This window comes from Methylocaldum sp. GT1BB (assembly GCF_051027545.1).
Taxonomy (GTDB): Bacteria; Pseudomonadota; Gammaproteobacteria; order Methylococcales; family Methylococcaceae; genus Methylocaldum.
The window spans coordinates 609,733-634,364 of the sequence record NZ_CP194902.1 but is presented as its reverse complement, the minus strand read 5'-3'; the positions used below and the strand labels follow the sequence as shown (position 1 = coordinate 634,364).

Annotated in this window: 16 protein-coding genes; 8 read left to right on the top strand and 8 right to left on the bottom strand. The window is 60.2% G+C overall.

The window, feature by feature from the left end:
* Window positions 1-4: 4 nt before the first annotated feature.
* The 3 genes from ACR2TX_RS04070 to ACR2TX_RS04060 form a co-directional block, all read right to left on the bottom strand.
* Window positions 5-1,876, bottom strand: coding sequence for a polyketide synthase dehydratase domain-containing protein (locus tag ACR2TX_RS04070; RefSeq protein WP_077730260.1), 1,872 nt, complete (start codon window positions 1,874-1,876; stop codon window positions 5-7).
* A 2-nt stretch (window positions 1,877-1,878) separates the two neighbouring features.
* Window positions 1,879-3,099 (bottom strand): type III polyketide synthase, encoded by a 1,221-nt coding sequence (locus ACR2TX_RS04065; protein ID WP_434131281.1) that lies wholly within the window; start codon window positions 3,097-3,099, stop codon window positions 1,879-1,881.
* A 66-nt stretch (window positions 3,100-3,165) separates the two neighbouring features.
* Window positions 3,166-10,734, bottom strand: a complete 7,569-nt coding sequence (locus tag ACR2TX_RS04060; protein WP_434131278.1) for an SDR family NAD(P)-dependent oxidoreductase — start codon at window positions 10,732-10,734, stop codon at window positions 3,166-3,168.
* 297 nt (window positions 10,735-11,031) lie between these two features.
* Between ACR2TX_RS04060 and ACR2TX_RS04055 the strand changes: the two genes are divergently transcribed.
* Complete coding sequence (locus ACR2TX_RS04055; RefSeq protein WP_077730262.1) at window positions 11,032-11,307, top strand: HNH endonuclease; 276 nt, start codon at window positions 11,032-11,034, stop codon at window positions 11,305-11,307.
* A gap of 59 nt (window positions 11,308-11,366) precedes the next feature.
* Here ACR2TX_RS04055 and ACR2TX_RS04050 read toward each other — a convergent pair whose 3' ends face one another.
* Both ACR2TX_RS04050 and ACR2TX_RS04045 read right to left on the bottom strand, forming a co-directional pair.
* Window positions 11,367-12,632, bottom strand: coding sequence for an HD-GYP domain-containing protein (locus ACR2TX_RS04050; protein ID WP_434131275.1), 1,266 nt, complete (start codon window positions 12,630-12,632; stop codon window positions 11,367-11,369).
* A gap of 552 nt (window positions 12,633-13,184) precedes the next feature.
* Window positions 13,185-14,198, bottom strand: coding sequence for a Gfo/Idh/MocA family protein (locus ACR2TX_RS04045; protein ID WP_156880093.1), 1,014 nt, complete (start codon window positions 14,196-14,198; stop codon window positions 13,185-13,187).
* Between the two features lie 268 nt (window positions 14,199-14,466).
* On the opposite strand from ACR2TX_RS04045, the gene ACR2TX_RS04040 reads away from it, so the two are divergent.
* The 4 genes from ACR2TX_RS04040 to rpiB all read left to right on the top strand — a co-directional run bounded on the left by ACR2TX_RS04040 (window position 14,467) and on the right by rpiB (window position 17,521).
* Window positions 14,467-15,516, top strand: a complete 1,050-nt coding sequence (locus ACR2TX_RS04040) for a transaldolase family protein (protein ID WP_434131273.1) — start codon at window positions 14,467-14,469, stop codon at window positions 15,514-15,516.
* A gap of 46 nt (window positions 15,517-15,562) precedes the next feature.
* The gene (locus tag ACR2TX_RS04035) at window positions 15,563-16,069 is read left to right on the top strand and encodes a peroxiredoxin (protein WP_077730266.1); all 507 of its coding nucleotides are present in this window, start codon (window positions 15,563-15,565) and stop codon (window positions 16,067-16,069) included.
* 100 nt (window positions 16,070-16,169) lie between these two features.
* Entirely contained in the window at window positions 16,170-17,000 is an 831-nt protein-coding gene (locus tag ACR2TX_RS04030) for an inositol monophosphatase family protein (RefSeq protein ID WP_210023718.1), read from the top strand.
* 92 nt (window positions 17,001-17,092) lie between these two features.
* Entirely contained in the window at window positions 17,093-17,521 is a 429-nt protein-coding gene (gene rpiB, locus ACR2TX_RS04025; protein ID WP_077730268.1) for a ribose 5-phosphate isomerase B, read from the top strand.
* A gap of 502 nt (window positions 17,522-18,023) precedes the next feature.
* On the opposite strand, the gene ACR2TX_RS04020 is transcribed toward rpiB, so the two are convergent.
* Entirely contained in the window at window positions 18,024-18,647 is a 624-nt protein-coding gene (locus ACR2TX_RS04020; protein WP_434131272.1) for a bifunctional 4-hydroxy-2-oxoglutarate aldolase/2-dehydro-3-deoxy-phosphogluconate aldolase, read from the bottom strand.
* Between the two features lie 41 nt (window positions 18,648-18,688).
* Window positions 18,689-20,509 (bottom strand): phosphogluconate dehydratase, encoded by a 1,821-nt coding sequence (gene edd / locus ACR2TX_RS04015; protein WP_086133176.1) that lies wholly within the window; start codon window positions 20,507-20,509, stop codon window positions 18,689-18,691.
* A gap of 268 nt (window positions 20,510-20,777) precedes the next feature.
* Here edd and zwf point away from each other — a divergent pair, with 268 nt between their 5' ends.
* The gene (zwf, locus tag ACR2TX_RS04010; RefSeq protein WP_166642659.1) at window positions 20,778-22,253 is read left to right on the top strand and encodes a glucose-6-phosphate dehydrogenase; all 1,476 of its coding nucleotides are present in this window, start codon (window positions 20,778-20,780) and stop codon (window positions 22,251-22,253) included.
* 3 nt (window positions 22,254-22,256) lie between these two features.
* Complete coding sequence (gene pgl / locus ACR2TX_RS04005; protein ID WP_086133175.1) at window positions 22,257-22,964, top strand: 6-phosphogluconolactonase; 708 nt, start codon at window positions 22,257-22,259, stop codon at window positions 22,962-22,964.
* A 79-nt stretch (window positions 22,965-23,043) separates the two neighbouring features.
* Here pgl and ACR2TX_RS04000 read toward each other — a convergent pair whose 3' ends face one another.
* Entirely contained in the window at window positions 23,044-23,787 is a 744-nt protein-coding gene (locus ACR2TX_RS04000) for a CHRD domain-containing protein (protein WP_086133174.1), read from the bottom strand.
* A gap of 390 nt (window positions 23,788-24,177) precedes the next feature.
* On the opposite strand from ACR2TX_RS04000, the gene ACR2TX_RS03995 reads away from it, so the two are divergent.
* Window positions 24,178-24,630 (top strand): glutaredoxin domain-containing protein, encoded by a 453-nt coding sequence (locus ACR2TX_RS03995; RefSeq protein ID WP_166642658.1) that lies wholly within the window; start codon window positions 24,178-24,180, stop codon window positions 24,628-24,630.
* Window positions 24,631-24,632: the final 2 nt, after the last annotated feature.

Below are 24,632 nucleotides of genomic sequence, written 5' to 3'. Positions count from 1 at the left end.
GCGTTTAGGCTTGCCCCGCTTCCGTCTCCGCAGTCGCGGCGCCGGCATAGGCAATGACGAACTCTTCCAGGCGTACCGTCCGTACCATAATCGTTCGGCCGCTGTCTCGATGGACGATGTGGATCAGACCGTCCTCGCCTATGGCCTGCGCCTCGTAGGCTTTCGGCGAGCCGTTCATGCCGAGACCCAGCAACTTGGCGGCGACCTCCTTGGCGCACCACAGGCGGGTGGCCCATTCGTCGGGGTCGCCGCTCGTGTCACGGAGAAGCGAGCGTTCCGATTCGCCGGCCATGGTCTCCACGAAGCTCGGCTGGCGCGGGCGGATCGGTTCGATATCCACGCCCACGGGTCCCGCATGGGCGATGGCGATAGCGCGATGTTCGCTATGGCTGATGCTGAGCTGCGGCAACCGGTTCGCCTCGGGGACCGGCGCCACCTCGGGCTGGCCCTGGTCGTTGTTGCGAATGATCAGGGCGGCCGGGTGCAGCATTTCTTCCGTCCCGGCTTGCCGCGCCAGCCAGTCGCGCACGGCATCCTTGGCTGCGATGCGCCCCAGCAGCCAATGCTGCAGGCCCGGAGCATGCGAGCGCATGTCGGAAAACGTCTCCATCTCGTCCAGATGAAGGCAGAAGCGAGCGAGGAGCGTACTGTCGAAGCCGGCGATGTCTTCGCCTGAGATCATGCGGCAGCTGGCGGAAGGCGGGAGTGCCGGCAGGTCGAGCGCATGGCTCAGCAAATAGCGGGTCGGCAGGCGGCGAAAATTAAGTAGCCGCTTCTCCCAGCGGAACTTCCAGTCCGTCCAGTCCCTGATCCGCATCCAAACGGCGCCCGCGCCGTCCTGAATCTCGATGTCGGCGGAAAGGAGCTTGCCTTCGTCGCGGGTGATTTCGATTCGCACCGGGCATCGTGTTCCCGGCGTCGGGGTAGGCCGGTATAGCTCGAGCTTGCCGATGCCGACGGGAAAGACGTAGCGCTCTTTTTCCATGGCCCAGATTCCGATCAATTGTCCGACCGCATCGAGCAACGCCGGCTCGGTCAGAAACTGGGGCTTGCGTATGGATCGGAACATGATCTCGGGCGCTTTGACCACCAACTCGCCGGCGGCGCCCCGATCGCCCAGCACGATCTCCCCGACCAGGCATTGATACACGGGTCCGTGGAATAAGTGGCGGCCCCGGTAAATTTCCTCGGCGCTTTTGGGATAGAGACGGGCATTGGCGAACTCCGTGAAGCTGAGCTCGAGATCGAGACGATAGTAGGGCGCGAACAGGACGCGAGCCTGGATCGCCGGAGTCGCTTGGTCTTCGATATGGATGGCGGCGGCGATATGGCAAGTGTTCCGTTCGGCATCCCATTGCTCGAAACGGGCCGAAATCCGGAGACACAGGCGGTCGGTGTCGGCCAGTTCGATCCAGCGCGTGGCCTTCACGTCCTCGAAGCCGATCAGCCCGTAGCCGGGTGCGAGGCAGGCAGCCGTTTCCGCCAGGATCTCCAGGCTTAGGGTCATGGGAACTACCGGCAGACAGGCGAATAGCGGTTTCACCCCGGGCGCATGGACGAAGGCGTGATCCGCGAGATGCAGATCCTCGTCCAGGGTCAACTCGCGCTCCACGGTAATCGACCGGCCGGGCACATGATCGAGAATGCGCCCGATGAAGGGCAAAACGGGCTCGTCGCCGCGTTCCGCATTTTGCCTGGTCCAGTCCTGTGCCGCCGATGCCGGGTCGAACGCATCCCTCGGCTCGTCGGTTGTCGCCGTCGATTCGGCTGGGGAAGGTTCTGGAGTTTCGAGCTCCCTCAGTGACTCCACCTCGTATACCCGCCCGATCAAGGGCGGAAGATCGCTTTCCGTTGCGCGGCTCGATAGTTCCTTCATGATCAGACCTTTTCCAAAACGAGACCCGTAATCGTGAGTCCCGGTCCAAAACCCAGGCAGACGACGCGTCTCCCGCGGGGAATCGACTTGTCGTCCAGGATCGTTTTCAGGATATGAGGCACGGTCGCCGAAGACATGTTGCCGTTCTCGCGGAACACCTCCTTGCTGACCTCCACCTGATCTTCCCGCAGACCCAGTTCGTCCTGAATGTGTTCCACGATCTTCGGCCCGCCCGGATGAATGGCAAAGGTCAGCTCATCCTTTTGCGCGTCGAAATCGATCTCTACCCGCCGCAATAACGACTGGACGAAAGACCGGATGTGCTTCTTGAGGACCACGGGCACCATGACCGACAGGGTCATGTGGAATTGATGAGACCCCGGCACCCAGGTCATGTCCTCGGCGGAATCGGGCAGGAGATGTTCGTTGAACGCCAGGACCTTGAGGCCGGGAATTTTTCTCTCACGCGCCACCGGTTCCGGATACATCGAGTAGCGGATGAATCCGTCCGCGAACAAGGTCATGGTGATGATGTTCTCGGCACGGAAGTCCTCGATGTTGTTGTGGATCGACAGCAGTTCGGTGTGGATGATGTCCACCCGCTCTTTGGGCGGAGTCACCAAGCATTGCGAGGACGACAGAAAACCGTGCGCCATCTTGATGGCGGGGAAGGCGCCGTAGCAGCCCATGTGATAGCTGTGTGTGACCGTGGTGTCGAACCATTCCTTCCGTGCGACCATGCGCTCGACGGGGCTCGGCGCCAGGTAACCGGAGCAGGTCACGTGAATGACGTCGTCCGGCGCTTTGGCCCCGTCGTCGTACATCTGGTTCAGACATCCGTCGACCACCTTGCCGTAGCTCTCGTGCCGGGCTTTGAGGTCCACGCCCTTCGGATCGTTCTTGTCCTTGAACAACTGCAAGTACTCATACTCGGGCTCCGCCAACGTGAACTCGCCGTCCGAGAAGCGGATATCGGTGAGGCGGGGAAAGAACACCAATTGCCGGCGCTTGATATGGGAAGGCGAGAGCGCGTACTTGTCCAGCTTCTCTTTCACTTCCCTGTGAACCCGGCGGAAGCCTTCCGTGTCGCAGATGTCATTGTTCAGGCAATAAGCCTTGGCGAAACCGAAGGCCGCCAGTTCGAGAGTGATGCGCTGCGGGACGGGTTTCGATACCCTCACCGGGGTGAAGTCCGCCAGTACCGCACTGTGTAGATTTGCCATATCCATATGCTCCGTTTACTCCTTGTCGGGTTCACTTAGGGGATTTGGTCGAGCGGTCGCGAGGCATCACGCCACCGCCGGTGTCAAAACGGTCGAATCGACCGCGCGCCGCGTGGTTTCATCGCGCGCCGAGGAGCGTCCGAGTCCGGCGGCGATCGCCTCGATGCTCGCTGCGATCACGAGTTCAGGCTCCTGCCGGTCGCGGCGTTCCAATACTTCCAGGCAATGCCGAACCCCGATTTCTACCGGGATCGGGCGGATGTTCCGGGAAGCATAGAGCTTGCGCAGTTCGTCGTTCACCATGCCGGAGTCCCAAGGACCCCAATTGATCGAGACGGTGTGGACGTTCGGCCACTCCACTGTCAGTCGGTCGGCCAGCTTGTTCAACACCTCGTTGGCCGCGCTGTAGTCGCATTGGCCTACGTTGCCGAACCGGCCGGCCACCGAGGAAAAGAGCACCAGGAACTTCAGCTTTGACGGGTCCAGCTTCCGGGCCATGGTCAGCGCCGGAATGACCTTGGTGTCATAAACCGCGTCGAAGGATTCCGGCGTCTTGGCGCGGATCAGCTTATCGTCGATGACGCCTGCGCCGTGGAGCACGCCGTCGATTCGTCCCCAGCGCGCATAGATGTCGTCGATCAATTGTCCGAAAGCAGCGCTATCGCGCACGTCCAAAGCATGGTAATCGACTTCTGAACCGGATTCCTTGAGGGCGGCCAGGTTGGCGCGGATCTGTCGTTCCTTGAGAACTCGTCTGAGTGCGGCCTCGACCTCGGCCGGTTTGACCTTACCGCTCTCGCGCCTCATCTCTCCGATCAGAAATTGCCGCAAGGCATCCGGATCGGCGATATTTCGGGTGGATGCCGATTCAGGCTCGGGCATCGGACTCCGTCCCACCAGCACCAGCCGCAGGCGCCGATTTCGCGTCAAGCCTTTGGCGATATCGGCGGTGATGCCATACGCTCCGCCCGTGACCAGAACCACGGCGCCGGAGTCCAGCTCCAGTTCCGGCCTGATGGTGCCATGGTCCGGGCGCTGTTGCAGATCGAGCCGCCAGCGTCCCTCCCTGGTGTGGCCTATTTCCAAGGTTTGATCGTCCGGGCGCAACTCCATCAAGACCCGTTCGATCGACTGGCTGGTCCCCAGGTTCGGATCAAGATCGATGCACTTTACCTTTAAATGCGGCCATTCGAGGGCGGCGCACTTGGCAACCCCGAGGGTGCCCGCTCGCTCTGCCTCGAACAGCCGAGACCGTTTCAGGCCGAATTGTCCGTCCAATGCGGTCAGATTGATCAGCCAGCCGCCCCCGGCCCGAACGTTCTCCTTGAAGTCCTGTTCCAGAGCTTTCAAGGTCAGGAACAGTGCCCGCGCCTCCGAGGGCCGATAGTCCTCGCTGCCTTCTGGCGTCTCCGCGCTCAATAGATTGATCAGCCCGCCCAGCGGTTTCCCGCCGGCTTTAAGGAAATCGCGCAAGCCGCCCAAGCCTTTGGGCGAGGACAAATCGACTTCCAAGCGATCACCGTCCAGGGCGCGGGTTTCGCGACCCGGGACAAGCTGCCGCGTGACATAGCCGATGCTGTTCAGCGCGTTACGAAGCGCCTCGCTGAGCTCGGAGGCATGCCCCAGCAACAGCATCATGGATGGCGTGCCCGGATTGATGACCGTTCCCCCTTCGAGCGGAGCGGGAGCGGGCTTCACGACGTAACAGGCCACGCAGTCCGGTTGTTTGGCACCAGCGGTAGACTCCACCATCTCAACCGGCGAGATCGATGGTGGAGTCTGCAATTTTTTTGGCGAATCGGCGCCTCCCTGCGCTGGTTTCGGTTCCCGCAGCCGGTCGTACCAGGCGATGATCTCGTTCAAGGTCTTGAGACCCGACAGCTCTTCGAGCACCGTTTCCTCGTCACGTCCTTCCAGCAGGTTATGGTGGTCTTTCAGGGCACTGAAAACTTCGATCCGTTTGATGGAGTCGATGCCGAGATCGGCTTCCATGTGGGCATTGAGATCGAGCATGTCTTCCGGATAACCGGTGCGCTCCGATACCGAGCGGAGCAGATCGGCCTTGAACTGCTCGGTGGGCGCGAGCCCGGTGCCGCCGGCTGCCGGCGCCTTCACCGCCACAAGCGGTGCGGTGTCGCCACCGCCGGTGGGTTTGGCGGAGACCGGTCCGCCGCTACGGACGGCGGGCGTCGGAATGACGGACAACGGCCGTTCCCCTGCCGCTTCGGCGGGACCCGCGGTACGAAGCTGAAGCGGCAAAACGGGTGCCGGCGGCACGCCGTTCAGAACCGCTCCGCCGGACGCGGCCGCTGTCGCGACCGGTTGCGCTTGTGCCATCGAGGAGATTTCGGGCGATGCGACCGTCCACTGCTGCGCCGACAACGATGCGCCCGCCAGGTTGGCGTGCAGAAAATCCAGGAAGGAGCACAAGGTTCTTTGTTGCTCGCGCTGCAGATCGATGAGCTGGGCGACGCAGTTCTGGATCAACGAGAATCTCGGATCTGATCCTGCCGGGATTCCCTCTGCTGGCGGCCCCATCGCCGGCTTCGCGGAGTTGGATGCTTCATGGTTCATCACGGAATACCTCCTTGTGTTGGTTGGAAGATCTTGCACCACGGCCAAGGATGGGCGCGCGCCCGCGGCCTGAGTTGGCGCCATGTCGGTGGAAGCCGCCGGGGACTTCAATCCTGTCGGCAACGGCACGACATTCTTGGATGTGTCCGCAGAATCGTGCCAGGGTACCGCCCGGCCGCCGTTGACCCGCCAAATCAGCGGTCCCGGATTGGCTTTCGCCCGAGCCTGGGCGAACAGCTCCGGCAGCGGACGGTCCGTCAGCCCGCGGTGTCTGAACCAGGTTTCGAAGCGTACCGGAACGCCCAGCGCGAACAGTTGAGTCAGAAGGTGGGAGAGCTGGAGCCAGCCGGGGCGCCCCGGGGCGTCGAGACCCAGGGCGGTGTGCGGCCGATCGGCCAGGATGCGGTCGACGAGTCCGCTCAGCACCAGACCGGGACCGATCTCCAGAAAAATCCGGGCTCCCGCGTCGTAGAGACGGTTCACCTCCTCGACGAAGCGCACCGGCTCGGCCAGATGGCGGGCAAGCAGTGCCCGGATTTCGGCAGGCTCGTCCGGATAACGGTCGGCCGTGGTATTGCTGAAGATCGGGAACTCGGGAGAGCGGAAGTCGATCTTGGCCAATTCGGCGGCGAGTACGGCGCTGGCATCGGCCATGGCGGCGCAATGGAACGCGCCTCTGACCGCCAGTTTGGTTACTCGTAGAGAGTTCTTGGCCAATACCGCCGCCGCCTCTTCGATGGCTTCAGCCGGGCCGGCGATGATGGTCTGGTCCGGAGCGTTCAAATTGGCGACGCTGACGGCAAGTCCGTGCTCGGCGATCAGCTTTTCGAGCCGAGCGCCATCCGCGTCCACGGCGGCCATTGCCCCTCGGGAACTTTGTCCCGCTTCGGCGGCGATGCGTCCGCGAACTTCCGAGAGCCGGATCAGGTCGTCGCGATCGAGAGCGCCGGCGGCGCACAGGGCGACGTATTCCCCGTAGCTGTGGCCAGCCGTGAAATCGGGATGGACGCCATAGTTCTTGAGCAGTTCGAACGCTGCCAGCTCGACCGCGCCAAGCGCGGGTTGCGCGATCTGCGTTGCATTCAATGCACTCTGTTGCCGTTCCCGTTCCTCGTCGCTGAACGCCGGTAGCGGATAAATGAATCGGGACAGCGGCCGAGGCAGGCGCTCGGCGAGGAGAGTATCTGCCCGCTCGAAGAAGCCGTGCAGTTCGGGCTGCGTTGCGACCAGATCGCGCAGCATGTTGATCTTCTGCGATCCCTGGCCCGGGAAGATAAAGCATAAGCCACCTGCGGCATCGGACTCCCGATAATAAATGCCTTGAGGATGCCTGATCTCCGCTTTGTCATTATCGCGCAACTCGCGAAGAGCTAAATCGAGCTTTTGCCTGAGATCCGCAACCGACGTGGCGACCATGGCCAGCCGGCAGGCGCGGACGCCCGCGCCGGTTCCCGTTTTGACTTGCTCCGATTGCAGCGAATACGCCAATTGGGCGAGATCGAGATGTTCGGGATACTCGAGTCCCTGCTGCAGGCGTTCCACCGCGTGAACGATGTGAGAACGATTCGGTCCAAAAAAAATGAAGGGTTCGGCATCGCGGGGATTTAAATCGATTGCATCGGTGTCCCGGTAGTCGCCGCCGTATTCTTCCAGTACGGCATGGAAGTTGGTACCTCCGAAACCGAAGGCGCTCACCCCGCAGCGCCGTGGATGTCCGTCAGGGTGAGCGAACCAAGGCCGAGTTTCGGTATTGATATAAAAAGGACTGTTTGTGAAATCCACGCGCGAATTGGGCGTTTCGACACCCAAAGTCGGTGGCAGAACGCGATGTTTCAGCGCCAAGGACGCCTTGATCAGCCCGGCAAGACCGGCGCTGACCTTGGTGTGGCCGATCATCGATTTCACCGAGCCGATGGCGCAGGACTGGGGCGCCGGATTGCATTCGCCGAAGGCAGTGTTGATGGATTCGATCTCCGACTTGTCGCCTACGGCGGTACCCGTGCCATGAGCCTCGATCAAACCGACCGTCGACGGATTCACCCCGGCGTCCTCGTAGGCGCGGCACAATGCACGCACCTGGCCTTGCGGATGAGGCGCGGTAAGGCTGCGATTGCGTCCATCGCTGGAAGCGCCGATCCCCTTGATGACGGAGTAGATTCGATCGCCGTCCCGTTCGGCGTCGCTCAGGCGCTTGAGCACCAGTGCCGCGACGCCCTCGCCGATAGCGATGCCGTCCGCACTGTCGTCGAACGGCCGGCATCGCCCGCGGGGCGAAAGGGCATGAGTTTGGGCGAACGCCATGAAAGCCACGGCATTATTGGTGCCGTCGATGGAACCCACCAGGGCCACGTCGGCGTCGCCATTTCGCAATTGCTTGATTGCCACGTCCAGCGCTGCGAGCGACGAGGCGCAGGCGGCGTCGACCGCGAAGTTGGTTCCTCCGAGATCCAAGCGGTTAGCCACCCGGCCGGCCACTACATTGCCGAGGAAGCCGGGGAACGAATCCTCGGTCCAGTTGGGAAGCTCGCGCTCGTAAAGAGTTTGCATGATGTGCTTCCGGGTCGCCTCGGGCAGCCCCGGAACCTTGGGCAGATAATGGGCCAGCAAGGTGCGGAAGATATAAATCGTGCCGAGGTCGTTCATTCCCCCGGAAGCGAATATGGCCGAGGTCCGCTCCTTGGGGAACGGGCGGCGGTCGAGCCCGGCGTCTTCCAGGGCGCGCTTCGCCACGTACAGAGCCAGGAGCTGCATCGGTTCGATGGAGCGCAGAGCGGCCGGGGGAATACCGAACACCGTGGGGTCGAATTGGACGTCGTCGAGGAAACCGCCCCATTTCGAGTAGCTCTTGTCCGGCGTTCCGCGCTTGGGGTCGAAGAAATCGGCCGGACGCCAGCGGTCGTCGCTGACCTCCCGGATGGTGTCCACCCGCCGGAGGATGTTCTGCCAGTACTGGCGCACGTCGCCCGCCTTGGGCAGCAGGCAGGCCATACCGATGATGGCGATATCATCCCGGTTCTGTCGCCGCGTCCAGCGTTTCGCCTCGGGCTCGTGCGCTGCGCCGGCAAGCAGTTCCTGGCTGCCCGTGGCGACCGCAGTGTGAAGCTCGGCGATCGTAAGGGTATTGTTCCTCAGCCGCGCGACTTCGCCCAGCATGTACATGCCCTCGCGCCGTTGCGTCTGGACATTTACCTTGACATACCGGTCGTCCGGGGCTGTTGCCGCGGACTGGCTCTTATGAGCGATACCCTTGGATGCGATGCGCAGTCGGCCGATGTTGAGCAGTTCGAGCACCTTCAGCGTGCGCTCTTCGGATTCCAAAGCCATTTGCAGTTCGCGCCGCGTCCGGTTGAACTCGTCGCAGAATTCCGTCTTGGCGCAACGGGTATAGATTCCGACGCCGGATTGGAGCAAGGCGGTTTCTCGGCAGGCGATCGCCTGGGCCTGAAACTCGTTCACGATCGCGCCGGTGTGGACGATTTCTTCGGTGAAGAGGTATGCCGTGCCCATGACGACCCCGATACTCATGCCGCGGGCGACGAGCGGCGCCGCCAGGACCGAAAGCATCGCAGCCGAAAGCTCGTCGTGGATTCCGCCGGCGAACAGCACCTGAACCGACTCGGGATCCTCCAGCTCTGCCGCAGTCAGGACTTCGATGGCCGATTCCCAGAGGATGAAGCTGGTGCGCGGACCGGTGTGTCCGCCGCATTCGCTGCCCTCGAAAATAAATTTGCGGGCGCCTTCCTTGATGAAGCTGTTAAGCAGCCCCGGCGAAGGTACGTGCAGATAGGTCATTATCGAGAGCGCTTCCAGTTCGCGCGCCTGACTCGGCCTTCCGCCGGCGACGATGGCGAAGGGGGGCTTGATTTCGCGGATGACATCGAGCTGTTCCTGACGCAGTTCCAGCGGCATGAAGCCGAGCAGCCCCACACCCCAGGGGAGATCGCCCATGAGTTTACGGGTGCTGCTCAACAATGTTTGGATTTGCGGTTTGCGCATGACGGACAGGGCGAGAAACGGAAGCCCTCCGGCGTCCGCCACCGCCTTCGCGAACTGGGCGGTATCGCTGACCCGCGTCATCGGACCCTGAACGATAGGAAACCGGGTGCCGTGTTTGCGCGCCAGAGGCGAGTCGGCGGACAAGGCCTGGTGCGAGCGCGCTTGCTCGATCAGCGAATCCATGCTTTCTTTCACAGCGGTGAGGATGCGGCCTACGGTGCCGTAGCGCTTGGCCAAAGGAGCTGCGAACGCGATATCCTGCCCGAGAGGCAGCAACGCGTCTTCGGTTTCTCCGAGGCGCTGTACCAGCTGGTCCCGCCAGGGTTCACCGCGAACCACCCGTTGCTCCAATTCCTGGAGCTTATCGCGGCCGGAGCGTGCGAACAGCCGAAACGGGGCTTCTTCCGGTGCGAGCAGAATCGTTTCGCTGCCGTCCAACTGGCTCCACATGCCGCGCAGATTTGAATGAGCGAGCGGGCTTTCGTCGGTCAGCCACAGTTGTTCGCACAATACGACGCCGTTCGCGCCGGCGAGCGCCGCCGCTGCAGCGCTGCGCAGCCCGATTCCGCCTTGAATCCAGTAGGGAATGTTCAGCCGTCCCTTGAGCTCCTGCAGCAGAATGAAAGTCGAGTGGCGACTAACCGATCCGCCCGCTTCATGGCCTTTGACGATCAGTCCGTCGCAGCCGGCGGCGATGGCGGCCTGGGCCGACGGGAAATCATGGACTTCGACGAAAACTCGGCGGGCGATGGATTTGACTCGCTTCCGCAGAGCAGTCAGTTCGGCCGGTGTCGAACCGGCGAGGACAAGGATGGGAACTTGGTATGGTAGGAGTTCGGAAAGTCGGTTGAGGTCTCGGGCTGCCAATCCGAGTACGTCCCAGCGGACCCCCCACTGCGCCGATTGGCTGGCGGCGGACGCCAGGCTGTCAAGCGCCGACGACAATGCATCTGGCATCTCCCGGTAGCCTAGATCCAAGATCCCGATTCCGTGGGCTCTTACGGCCGCGATGGCAATCTGCGGATCAAGACAGTGTGCCGGCGTGATAGCAATAAGCGTTTCCATCCGTTCACCTCCTATGTGATGGATACTTTCCCTAGCTGGAATTCAGATCCTGAAGCTTAGGCGAGCAGGATTTTCCTGAACCCCAGGCATTGCACGCAAAGATAACTTAGAAGAAGCGAGCTAAATCAGTTGCGTGAATTTATGTAAAAACAAGGGGCTAAAAGCCCAATTGTTTCTCAATCCAGTCATTGCGAGCTGATCATACCCAAATTCTCAAAAAAGCAAAAGTACATTTTGCCGTTGACAAGTGCGCCTTAAATTTGTGATTGTGGACTCCGCTAGAAACGGAGCGCGATTATGGACAATCGAATCTCGATTGAGAAACTCATGGAATATGTCGTTCCTGTGACCGAGTCCGGGTGCTGGATATGGATTGGGTCAATGCAGGAGGACAGTAGGCGCATGAACGCAGAGTGGGAAAACGTGCATCCGGACGAGTACTTCTGGGAAGTCCATTTCGGACACATCCCGACTGGACAGTGCGTTTGCCACAAATGCAACGTTCAATGTTGTGTCAACCCTAGCCACCTGTGTCTCAAGGCCACGGAAGGGGTATCCGGCGAGACAGCTTAATCCATTCGAGCCATCACCGACCCGGGCACCGCCCGGATCAGCGGCGGCTTGGCTTAATTCTACCTGGCGGCTTTTTGAATGAGCCCCCGTTCGTAATGCTGCTTGATATCTACGTTGTAGCTTCCGTTTTTCAGCATCGTCTTGACTCGATAGGGTTGCCCACAGGGATCCAGGTCGATTTTCGCCAGATCGACGATGCGATGGGGCTGCGGATTTTTTTCCGAATCGAGCAGCATGATGACTTTCGGTTTGAGTTTTTGCCGAGGGTTGACTTCGATAACGAGGGCTACTTCCTCGTTGCTCATTTCGACGAGGCTTCCGGCCGGGTAGATGCCGAGGCATTCGATGAATTTCGATGCTAGTTCGGCATCAAGATGCTTTCCGCTCTCTTTGTAGAGAATCGCGATCGCCTCCATGTGAGTACGCCCCGATTGATACACGCGATCGCTGGTGACGGCGTCGTAGGTATCGGCAACGGCGACGATCCGGGTAAAAGAGGGGATTTCGGTATCGGTGAGGCCGGTGGGATAACCGGTTCCGTCGAGGTTTTCGTGATGCTGGTAAGCGACCTCGATGGCACCGGGATAGATGCCGTGGGAGGACATGAGTATTTCTCGGCCGTGCACGGTATGCGCCTTTACCAGAGTCATTTCTTCATCGGAGAGCCGCCCCGGTTTGTTGAGGACCTCCAGGGGGACTCTCATCTTGCCCATGTCGTGCATGAGCCCGGACAAGCCGAGATTCCGTAGCTCGTCGACGGACATGCCCAAGTGGCGGCCGAGCACGATCGAGAAGATACAGACGTTCATGGAGTGTTGGGACGTGTACTCGTCCCGATTCTTGAGCTGGGTCAAAAGCAGCATAGCGTCGGGATTCTTGTAGACGCTGTCCACGCATTCGGAAACGGCCTCTTTTGCAAGCTGAATATCGAGGCCGCGACCGAAGCGGATTTCGTCCATGAATGTCTTGACCAGCTTGCTTGTCTGCTTATGCGTGTTTTCGGCGTTGTCGATCTCTTGTTCGACAGATAGGTGCTTTTCGGGCGGGGCGGCGGTCCACGATATGGACGAGGATTTGGCGGGCTGCTGCGTGTGCTCCGTTTCCGGATATTTTGTTTGGTAGGAATCGATGTAGACGTAATCGCAGACCTTCCGAACGGCTTCGATGTCCGCTTGTGTCGCGAGCATGAATCCTTGAAACAGAAACGGTGAATCCAGCCAAGGACGATCGAGTTCGCATACATACATCCCGATCTTCAGATCGCCGACGGGCACCTTGACCTTACCCAGGGTGGTTATTCCGTGAGAATCAAAAGACTTGTCCATAGGAGGCATTCCAAAAACAATCCGAAAGGCACGATTATTAATCAGGCCCGTAAATACCCTCCTGGTATTTCGGGCCGCCGCCCAGGCCGGTACACGCCCGGCCTGCGCTCACGCGGCTTGTCGCCGCGCCGGGGCATCCCTGCCCCGGATTAACCCGGCCTATATTTATAGGCCGGGTTAATAACAAGTATAGTTGGTGTGATTTTTGAGAATCGTGCTTAAGCCGGTTGGTGCCGATGTCGCTACTTGTTTTGGAGTATTGCGAATGATCTTGAATTTGTTTGGCCGGGCTTGCGGTTATTCAACAAAAAGGGCCTTGGGCGCCTCGCCCAAGGCCCTTTTTTGTTTTTCCGACAAAACCAGATCAACGAAACGCTGAACAACTTTGATGTCGTTCATTCTCTTCGTCCGGACCGAGGAGAATCTTCGACAGGCTCACCACGAATGGAATCAGAGCTTACGGTTCGTCGAAGGGCCTGAAGAGCTTTCCGAACATGGCCGACAGAATTGCGGCATATAGGACTTGGTGTAGCGCGCCGGGCTTTTTCGGCGCTATGGGCTCAGTTTTACCGTTCGCCCGTTAGCCGCGGACTCCAAAGCGGCGACGATGATCCGGCAATTGTCCTTTGCGTCGTCCAGCGAAAGCTGGGGCGCTTTTCCGGTCAGCGCGCATTCGCTGAAATGCTCGATTTCCAGTGTGAAATGGTTGGCCGCGGGCAGACGTTCTTCACACTGCCGCCCGTCTTCGGTCCACCACGAAAGCACCGGGATATCGCCCGGAAGCTGCCAGACGGTATGGCATTTCAAGCCGCCCTTGGTGCCTATGATTTCGTATTCCGAGCGCCGCGCCCGTTCGAAGCTGAAATCGAAATGGGCATGTTTGCCGTCTCCGAAATCGATGATGCCGCTGGTCGTGATATCCGCGCCGCTCTCGACGTATTTCGCAATGGCGGTGACGGCGACGGGCGGCTCGCCGAAAAACATGCGGGCCGAATGGATCGCATAGCAACCGATGTCCCACATGGCGCCGCCGCCGCGCTCGACACTTTCCGCGAGGCGATACAAGCGTGCCGGCCGCATCATGAACGAGTAGGTGGCGCGGACGGAGCGTATGTCTCCGACGAGGCCGGAGCGGATTAGCTCCCGCACGCGCGCATGCTGCGGGTGGAAGCGGTACATGAAGCCTTCCATCACGGTCACCTTGTGCTGGCGTGCCGCGGCTTCGATTGCTTCGATATCGGCGACGGTCAGCGCCATCGGTTTCTCGCACAGTACGTGCTTGCCGTGCTGTATGGCGCGCAACGCCCATTCGGCGTGTTCGTGGTTGGCGAGAGGCAGGTAAACGGCTTCCACTTGGGCATCGTCGAGCAGCGCGTCGAGCTTGTCATAAGTCCGGACTCCCTGTTGTTGCGGCGCGTATTTCGCCAGCGTCTCGGCGGCTGCTCCGGGACGGCGGCTGGCAATGGCGACCAGTTCGGCATTCGAGGCATCGACGATGGCGGGCATCAGGCGTTCGTTAACGCGCGCGGCACCAAGTATGCCCCAACGGAGTTTTCGGTCAGTCATGATTCATCCTTTTTGCGAATTAACGTGCACATCATAGTGTCGCAGGAATCGGTGATCGTCTCCACCGCAAGGGCTTTGACAGCATCGACCGATCCGCCCCGTCCGCCCGACTCTCGCACTTGACACCGGTTCAGCGCGAGCGCATGGTTGCTGAATGGAGAGCACATGGGGAGTGCTTTGAATTTCTTTACTAACGTTGCGCTTTTGTCTTGGCCGACAAGTCAAAAGAGCAATGTATTGGGTTTTAACACCCCGCAAGGAGTTCATCATGTCACTAAGATCTTTGATTTCCACCGGCACCAAACTCTGGCTCGATTCCATCGATCCCGAACTGGTCGAAAGAGACCGCGCTCTCGGGGCCACCGGCGCGACCTCCAATCCCATCATCATCGCCGACATCCTCAACACGGGCCGCTTCGACGATCATATGCGCGCCTTGCTCGATGAAGGCATGGACAATTCGGCCATCGCCTGGGAGATGACCGATTACCTGGTGCGCAACGCTCAGGAGGTGTTCTTGCCCGTTTGGGAAGAAACCCGCGGCAACGACGGCTACGTCAGTTTCGAACTCGATCCGCTCCTCGAAGACCGCGAGCTGAATCTGCCTCACGCCAAACGCGTCAAGGAGTACATCGAGCTCGGCAAGCATTGGGGCAGCGGGCACGTCAACCGCCTGATCAAGGTTCCCGCAACCCCGGCCGGGCTGGATTCGCTGGAGGAATTGGCCGCTGCCGGAATCAATCTCAACGTCACCCTCATTTTCTCCGAGCGCCAGTACAAGCTCGCCCGTGAGGCCGTTTGGCGCGGTGCGCAGCGGCGCTCGAGCCTCACTCATTTCAAGAGTGTGTACAGCATCTTCGTCTCGCGTGTGGACGTATACACGGAAAAGCAGATTCCGGAGCTCAGTCCCGACGCCCAGGGACAGGTCGGCATCGTTAACGTCAAGCGTCTCTGGCAGCTTAATCAGTCCTTCTGGAAGGACAAGAATCTGCCACTCCAGCAGGAAATCGTTTTCGCCAGCACCGGCACCAAGAGACCCGGCGATCCGCCCGACAAATACGTGGAAGCCTTGGCCGGCAGCGACATCCAGACTAATCCGCCCGCCACCAACGACGCTGTCGAGGGGCTCAACAAGCAATACACGCGCAAGGTCGATCAACTGCCGACCCAAGCCGTCCTAGACGAGATCGACGCCAAGGTGGACGTGGCGAAGATGGAGCAGGTCCTGATGGATGAAGGGACGGCAAAGTTCGCCGATCCGCACAAGGCGCTGTTGAAACTCATCGCGGAAAAGCACGAGGCCCTTGCGTCGACGTGATTTAGTTCGCCTATCCGTTCTAACTGCAACCACCTAAGGAGATGCCATGACCATCAAAGTTGGAGATCGCCTGCCCGAGGGCAAGCTGTACGAGTCTACCGAGTTCGACCCGGCTATCGGCTGTCCGATGAAGCCGCAACCGTTGAATGTCGGCGATCTCGTCAAGGGTAAAAAAATCGTGATTTTCGGCCTTCCGGGCGCGTATACGCCGACCTGCTCCGCGCAACATCTGCCCGGTTACGTCACGAACTTCGACAAGCTGAAAGCCAAGGATGTCGACGAAATCTGGTGCATGGCCGTCAACGATGCTTTCGTGATGGCTTCATGGGGCCGGGATCAGAAGGCCGGCGGCAAGGTGCGCATGATGGCCGACGGCAGCGCCGAATACACCCGGAAACTCGGACTCGAACTCGATTTGACCGAAAAAGGCATGGGTGTACGCTGCCAGCGCTTCGCGATGGTCGTCGACGATGGCGTCGTGAAGCATCTGGCCGTCGAGGCGCCTGGCAAATTCGAAGTCTCGAGCGCCGAGGCGATGCTCGCCCACTTATAAGAACGCCTTACTGTCTCCGGAGCCGCGGAAATCGTCACGCTGCGGCTCTTTCGCCGTCTGATGTAGAATGGCCGGCCTGTTTTCTTAACGGCACGGAACAATGCAATCAACCGATCCTTCGCTTACCGACATCCTTGGTGCCGCCGTCACGATCGCCCGTGGCGCAGGGGCCATTCTTCGAGAGGGATTCGAAACCCGTCGCGGCACTGCGGTGCAGTTCAAGACCAGCGATATCGACCCGGTCACCGAATACGACATCCGCAGCGAACAGTTCATCGTCGGCGAACTGCGCAAGCTTTTCCCTTCTCACCAAATTGTCGGCGAAGAGGGCGGAGCTTATCGCGCCGAGGAATCTCGCCCGCCTGCGCGGAATTACCTCTGGCACATCGATCCGCTCGACGGTACCGTGAACTTCGCGCACGGGTTTCCGATGTTCTGCGTATCGATGGGTTTGCTGATCGACGGCGTGCCTTCGCTCGGCGTGGTGTATAACCCCGCCACAGACGAGACATTCGCCGCCGCGCTCGGTTTGGGTGCCACGCGCAACGACCGGCCGATTCACGTGTCCGCGACGCTGGTGCTGAATCGTGCTCTGGTGATTACCGGTTTCTCTTACGATACCCATACCAGCGACAGCAATATGAAGAATTTCCTCGGCTTTCAGCGCAGCGCGCAAGCCACGCGGCGTATTGGTTCGGCCGCGCTCAACCTGTGCTATACGGCCACGGGACAGTTGGACGGACATTGGGAGATGAAGGTCAAGCCGCACGACATTGCGGCCGGCATCGTGCTGGTGCGCGAGGCGGGCGGTACCGTTACCGATTTCGACGGCGGCGACGAGATCTTGAGTACCGGCCGCATCGTTTCCAGCAACGGTCTGATTCATCGCGAGATGCTGGACGTCTTGAAAGCCGCCGACGATCGCGGTTGATGGAGGAGCTTCTCCCGCGGTTATACTTTTTCGCCCGCTGTCCCGGTGAAGGACGCGGGTGTCCGCCTACCTTAAATCAATAAGGAGTCATCATGAAAATCGGCATCGCTTCTGATCACGCGGGATTCGCCTACAAGGAAGAACTGCGTACTTGGCTAAGTTCTCTTGGCCATGAGGTCGTCGACTACGGCTGTTTCAGCGACGAACGAACCGATTATCCCACGTGGATTCGCCCGTGCGCCGTGGCTGTCGCCAACGGCGAAGTCGAGCGTGGCATCGTGCTGGGCGGCAGCGGGAACGGCGAGGCCATCGTTGCCAACCGAGTCAAGGGCTGCCGCTGCGGCTATTGCTTCAACGAGGAAACCGCCTATCTCACCCGGTTGCACAACGATGCCAACTGTATCGCCATGGGCCAGCGGATCATCAGTCTCGAAATGGCAAAGAAGATCGTCGAAACCTTCCTGTCCACCGAATTCGAAGGCGGCCGGCACGTGCCGAGGATCAAGGCGATCGATGAGTGATTCGGGATGCGGCGATGTCCCCGATAAGATGCCGCTAACCGAGAGCCGTAGGATGGGCAAAGGCCAACAGGCCGTGCCCATGTTTTCAGATGTTGGCAAAGGATTGCCGACCTCCGACTTTTTTCCGTCCCATTCGGTGGGTTACGGTGCGCGTCTAGCCATGCGGCCAAATCCGGTTTCTCGCTGGCGCACCTAACCCACCCTACCATCTGCGACAGCTCAGGGCGTAGGATGTGCTGAGGGACGAAGCGCCCTTCGACTAGGCTCAGGACAAGCATCAATCGCGAACCATGCGGTTCATGCCGGACCATCCCTGTCCGGCACCGTCCGGGCGATGCTGCCGCGCAAACCGGCCTTGCCACGCTACGCTTCGTTCAGCACGTCCTATGATCTGTTCGTAGGTCGGCAATCCTTTGCCGACAACGCCGCTAAAGCCACTGTCTGCGATTGGAAGGTCGCGACTAAAATGATTCTTCCGAACGGGCCAATCAGTCCTTTGTAATTACGGCTTGAGTGCCGAGGCTTCGCGAGCCAAGCGCGTGATTTCAGCCCAATTGCCGCTGGCGACCAAGTCTTTGGGGGTGAGCCAGGAGCCGCCCACGGCGACGACATTGGGAAGCTTGAAGAAATCCGGCGCGTTCTGCACGTTGATCCCGCCGGTCGGACAGAAACGCACGTTCGGAAACGGACCTCTGAACGAGTCGAGCATCTTGATGCCGCCCGCAGCCACGGCCGGGAAAAATTTCATGACGTCGAGGCCGGCTTCCAAGGCTTGCATCACTTCGGACATGGTGGCAACGCCCGGGAAAAACGGCAGCTTGCTGTCTACGATCGCCTTCAGCAGGGTGGGCGTCGTGCCCGGCGAAACGCCGAATTGCGCACCGGCGGAAATCGCGGCATCGAGCTGAGCCGGCGTGGCGATGGTGCCGACGCCGACGATCGCGTCCGGGATTTCTTGCTTGATCACCCGTACGGCGTCCAGGCCGGCGGCGGTACGCAAGGTGATTTCTAATACGCGAATGCCGCCTTCCACCAAGGCGCGGGACAGCGGTACCGCGTCTTCCACGCGGTCCACCACCATCACGGGCATGACACTGGTCGCGGCAATGATCTGGTCAAGGTTCATAACAGGAATCTCTTCGTCGGTTGCAAAAAAGGAGAGCCGTGTCAGTCGTCGAACTGGAAAGTGGCGCCGCCGCGTTCCGCGGTGTCGGCCAGTTGGCGCAAGCCGGTGAACAGCTCCCGTCCGCAGCCGAACTGGTTGCGCGACAGGTCGGCCGTGGCGAGCTCGCGGCTGTTCCATTCGGCGGCCGGGACCTCGGCCTCCAGGCGGCCTTCCACCGCATCGAGCACCAGCATGTCGCCATCGCGCACCTTGGCGAGCGGGCCGCCCATCACGCACTCGGGCGAAATGTGAATCGCGGCTGGAACTTTTCCTGAGGCGCCGGACATGCGGCCGTCCGTAACCAGGGCCACCTTGAATCCGCGCTCCTGGAGGACCGCGAGCGAGGGGGTGAGCTGATGCAGTTCCGGCATGCCGTTAGCGCGCGGCCCCTGGAAACGGACTACGGCGATGAAGTCCCGTTCCAGTTCGCCGCGTTTGAAGGCGGCAATCAAGTCTTCCTGGTCGTCGAATACGATGGCGGGGGCGCGCACCACCCGGTTTTCGGGTGCGACAGCCGAGACCTTAATCACCCCGCGGCCGAGATTGCCGGTAACCAGGCGCAATCCGCCGTCCGAGCTGAACGGTTCGCCGGCCGGTGCCAGTACCGCGGTATCGAGGCTCTTCTCGCTGGCGGGGCGAAAGGCCAGTTGACCATTGTCGAGCCAGGGTTCTTCCGCCCAGCGGCGCAGACCCAGCCCCAGGACGGTCTGGACGTCTTCATGCAGAAGCCCTGCATCCAGCAGTTCGCGAATCAAAAAGCCCATACCGCCGGCGGCGTGGAAATGGTTGACATCCGCTTTGCCGTTGGGATAGACGCGGGCCAGCAGCGGAACGACCGCCGACAGATCGTTGAAGTCGTCCCAGTTGATTTCTATCCCGGCGGCTCGCGCGATGGCGATCAGGTGAATCGTGTGGTTGGTCGAGCCGCCCGTCGCCAGCAGGCCGACGATTCCGTTGACCACGGCGCGTTCGTCCACGACGTCGCACAGGCTCGGGGAGGATTTGTCCTGGGCGAGTCGTACTGCTTGCCGTGTGGCGGCGCGGGTCAATGCTTCGCGAAGTTCGGTGCCCGGGCTCACGAAGGCCGACCCGGGCAATTGCAGGCCCATGATTTCCATCAGCATCTGGTTGCTGTTGGCGGTGCCGTAGAACGTGCAGGTTCCGGCGCTGTGATAGGACGCCATCTCGGATTCGAGCAGGGCTTCTCGGCCGACCTTGCCTTCGGCGAACAGCTGTCTGACTTTGGCTTTCTCGGCGTTCGACACCCCCGAGGCCATTGGACCGGCGGGCACGAAAATGGCGGGCAGATGCCCGAAACGCAGCGCTCCGATCAAAAGGCCCGGAACGATCTTGTCGCAGACGCCGAGGAACAGATTGGCATCGAACACGCGGTGGGCAAGCGCCACAGCGGTAGACATCGCGATCACGTCGCGCGAGAACAAGGAGAGTTCCATGCCGCTTTGGCCCTGAGTCACGCCGTCGCACATCGCCGGGACGCCGCCGGCAACCTGCGCGGTCGCCCCCGCTGCCCGCGCCTCGGCTTTAATCACCGCCGGGTATTGTTCGTACGGTTGATGCGCCGAGAGCATGTCGTTATACGCCGTCACGATGCCGATGTTCGGGACTGTGGCGGCTTTCAACACCAGTTTGTCATTGGTCGGCATCGCGGCGTAGGCATGCGCCACGTTGGTGCAGGCGATGCGATTGCGCTCGACGCCTTTCTGACGGGCGCGTTTCATGCGCTCCAGATAGGCCTGACGCTTGGTTTGGCTGCGGGCGCGAATGCGCTCGGTGACGGCGAGCAATGTGGGATGTAGGGACATATGTTTCCGGCTGAAGTGGCGTCTTGTTCGGGTTGCGTCGGCGATGGGCAAGAGCATGCCCTGCAACGGGGCGCAGGCGCCACATTTAATCCAAGCCGCAAAAGCGTGTCAAGAAACGTGGCCGTTCGGCCCAGGGGCGGCTGGACAGTGGGAGGGGCGGCGAGTAGTATTGCAAGGTTTTTTCATCCGGGTTTTCCGGGTCTGCCTTTATACAACATGAGCTCGGCCGAGCCATAATCGGCACGATCTTTAACAAGAGGTTTCTGCGGTGAGTCAGCTCCCATTTCCCCAATCGTTCAACCTGGTTTTTTTTGGCGGTGCCGGTGATCTGGTCACGCGCAAATTATTGCCGGCGATGTACCAGTGCCATAAGACCGGCCGGCTGGTGGAGTCGGGCCGCATCCTCTGTCTCGATCTGCTGGACCTGACGCAAGAGGCTTTCCTCGCCATGGTGGATGACAAGGTCAGGCAATTCGTGCCCAAGGCCGATTGGGACGATGCGGTGTGGGCGACGTTTCTCTCGCGCCTGACCTACCTGAAACTCGATGCCACCCAGCAGGAGCAATACGTGGCATTAAAAACCTTGCTGAAGCAGTCCCCTGCCGAGGTAACCGTATTCTATCTGTCCACCGCACCGTTCCTGTTTGCGACGATTTGCAGCAATCTCACCCGACAAGGCCTTAATGGTCCGAATAGCCGCGTCGTGCTGGAGAAGCCGCTGGGGCACGATCTGGCATCGAGCAATGCGATCACCGCGGATGTGGATCGGTTCTTCTACGAAAAACAAGTCTATCGAATCGATCATTACCTGGGTAAGGAGTCGGTACAGAACCTGATGGCGCTGCGCTTCGGCAACTCGTTGTTCGAACCGCTGTGGCGCCGAATGTGGATCAGCAACGTTCAGATCACGATTGCCGAAGATGTCGGAATCGGCAGCCGCGGAGGGTTCTACGACAAAACCGGCGCATTGCGCGACATGGTGCAAAACCATTTGCTGCAACTGTTGTGTTTTGTCGCGATGGAGCCGCCGGCCAGCCTCGATTCCGACGCGATCCGCAACGAAAAGCTCAAGGTGCTCGAGTGTCTGGTGCCGTTCACTCGGGAAGATGTTTTGACCAAGACCGTACGCGGGCAATACCGCGCGGGTGTTTCGGGCGGCCGTCAGGTGAAGGGATATTTGGAAGAGGACAATATCCCGGCCGGCAGCAAGACGGAAACCTTCGTGGCCATCAAGGCGGAGATCGCCAATTGGCGTTGGGCCGGAGTGCCGTTTTATCTGTTCACCGGTAAACGCTTGCCGACTCGGTTGGCTGAAATCGTTGTCCATTTCCATGATGTGCCGCATCATATCTTTCCTCTGCCGAGCAGCGGTTCGCGCGCGCCGTCCAAGCTGGTCATCCGCCTGCAGCCGGACGAATACATTCGTTTGTACCTCAACGCCAAGGCACCGGGCGATTCGATGGAGCTTCAGCCGGTGTCGCTCGATCTCGACTTCTCGGGAAAATTCAAGGGCCGCCGGGCCGAGGCATACGAACGCCTGCTGCTCGATACCATCCGTGGCAACCAGGCGCTGTTCGTGCGCCAGGACGAGCTGGAGCTGGCCTGGCGCTGGGTCGAGCCGATTCTGAACACGTGGGCCGCCGATCCGAGCGGTCCGAAACCTTATGCGGCAGGAACCTGGGGGCCGTCCGCATCTTCCGAGCTGCTGTCGCGCGACGGTTTTGGCTGGCATGACGAGGGTTAAGACATGGTAGACATTCGATGGTTTGACGATAACGCAAGCCTCGCACCGGCACTCGCCGCCGCGGTGGCTGCCGACTTGCGCGCGGTGTTGCAGACCGAGCCTCGGGCCGCGTTGGCCGTATCGGGCGGCCGGTCGCCGGTGCCCGTGTTCGAAGCTTTGCGCGACGAAGACTTGGACTGGGCACGCGTGGTCGTCACGCTAGTGGACGAGCGATGGGTGCCTGAAACCGATCCGGCCAGCAATGCCGCCCTGGTCAAGACTCATCTGCTGCAAGGTCGCGCGGCGGCGGCTCGTTTCGTGCCGCTCTATACCGGCAATGCGTCCGCCGAAGACGCCGAGGCGATCTTGGCGGCCACTTTCGAAAGCCTGCCCCTGCCATTCGCGGCGCTGATTCTCGGCATGGGAGACGACGGTCACACCGCCTCGCTATTCCCAGCCAGTCCCAATTTAGACGCCGGTTTGGCTCTGGGAGGTTCGGTCGCGGATACGCCGCCCTGTCTCGCTCAAGTGGGCGCAGTCGCGCCAACCGAACGCATGAGTATGACCTTGCCTTGGATTTTGCACGCCCGACGAGTCTATCTACAGTTCGGCGGCGCCAATAAGGCGGAGGTGTTCACTGCCGCGCTGGCTGAGCCGAACCGTCAATACCCCGTGAGCTTCGTGCTCACGCAAACGCAGACGCCCGTGGTGGTGTTCGCTGCAAGAAGCTGAGTCAAAAAACTACGGCGCATCGGCCGATCGTGCGGCGCGTCGTCTTTTAACGTGCACGAAGGTCATTGAAGGCTCGTTTCTACGGGGGATTCAAGCCCGAGGACGGAAAGGTCGACATATCTCTGAGGGGCGGATTAAAGCTCGAGGACGGAAATTCTCTCAGCGGCGGATTGAAACCGCTCGGCTGCGAGATCACGGTTACGGGCGATTCGGTCACGATTCTGACGACGGTGCCGGATTCTCCGCCGATCTGCAAGGGCACTCGGGCGACGGAATCGGGCGTTCCGGTCAGCGACAATAAGATCAAATCACCCGAGCTTACCTGTGCCTGCCCCCGGATTTCTCCTTCCGGAAATGCGGCCGAGCTGACATTCACGAAGATGTTGCCGTCTCTCATGGCCGCAGCCAAATCCGGAAGCGTGGCTATGTTTCTTCCGATCGTGGAAACGCAATCTACCCCTTGAATGATATTGGCTCCGGTTATGGTCGATTGTACTTGCAGTGTGCCGTCCCAGCTGCCCTGAATCGCATTCAGAAGCGGAACGATTGCGGGCCCGGGCGCGCCTACTGGACCGCAATGCAGCTGGATTCCGGTGACGTTTACCCCATTGGTGAGAGCCAAGATGAACGACATCACGGTTTCGTCCGGATTGAATTCGAAACCCGCTTGGCCCGACATCGAGGTGGTCACTGGTGCGGGTATTTCCTCGGAACCGCTGAGAACAGCGTCGAACCGAAGGGGCAAGGTGTTTCCGTTGCTTCCATGAGCCATGCCCGCGGCAATAATCGAACAGAGCAGTATCGGTACAGTGCGGCGGTTCACGTCTGATCTCCTTAGTCGTATCTATCCACCGGAAACATCGAGCGAACGCGAATCTCCCACGTTACCAGCGACGTCGATGACTTTTCCCGGCAATCCAAGTGCACTGTCGGTTTTCTCTAGGATAAGGCTTTAACCTGAGACAAATACTTTTCCGGAGATGTTCCGAGTGATGTCGGGGCGGGTCGCCCCAATCGAACGTTTGTAGTGTTGATCGTCGAAGGCCCGGAAGTGTAAACAGTCGTACCCGATGCGCTATAGTTGCTCCTTCGAATGTTTTCGCAGAATGGCCTTAAGAAGATGGAGACAAGGGCTGCCAGACGTGTCCGCTTATACGGGACGTTGCGGTTTCGCCGGACTCGTCAGGCCCGATACACGCTACCGGAGGGTTTAATGAAGAAATGCTTGTCCTTCGTTGTTCTGTGCTTTGTCGTCGCTTTCGGTTCCGCGAGTAAAGCCGAGGTATATAAGGTAACGGGTCCCGACGGAAAAGTGACGTACACCGATAGTCGTGCGGAAGGCGGCAACAGTGCCAAAGTCGAACTCGTCGAGATCGACTCTTACTCGGGCTCGCCCGAAGTTTCATCGGTTGAAGACGCCGCGGTATCCCAGAAAGTGACGATTTTTACCACCGAATGGTGCGGCGTGTGCCGGAAGGCGAAATCGTATATGGCAAGCCACGGTATTGCCTACGATGAATTCGATATCGAGAAATCTCGGTCCGCCAAGACTCGATTCGATCAGCTCGGTGGCAGGGCCGTTCCGGTCATCCTGGTCGGAAATGAAAAAATGACCGGATTTTCCCCGACCAAGCTTGAGACCATGCTGAAGGACGCTGGCATTTGATT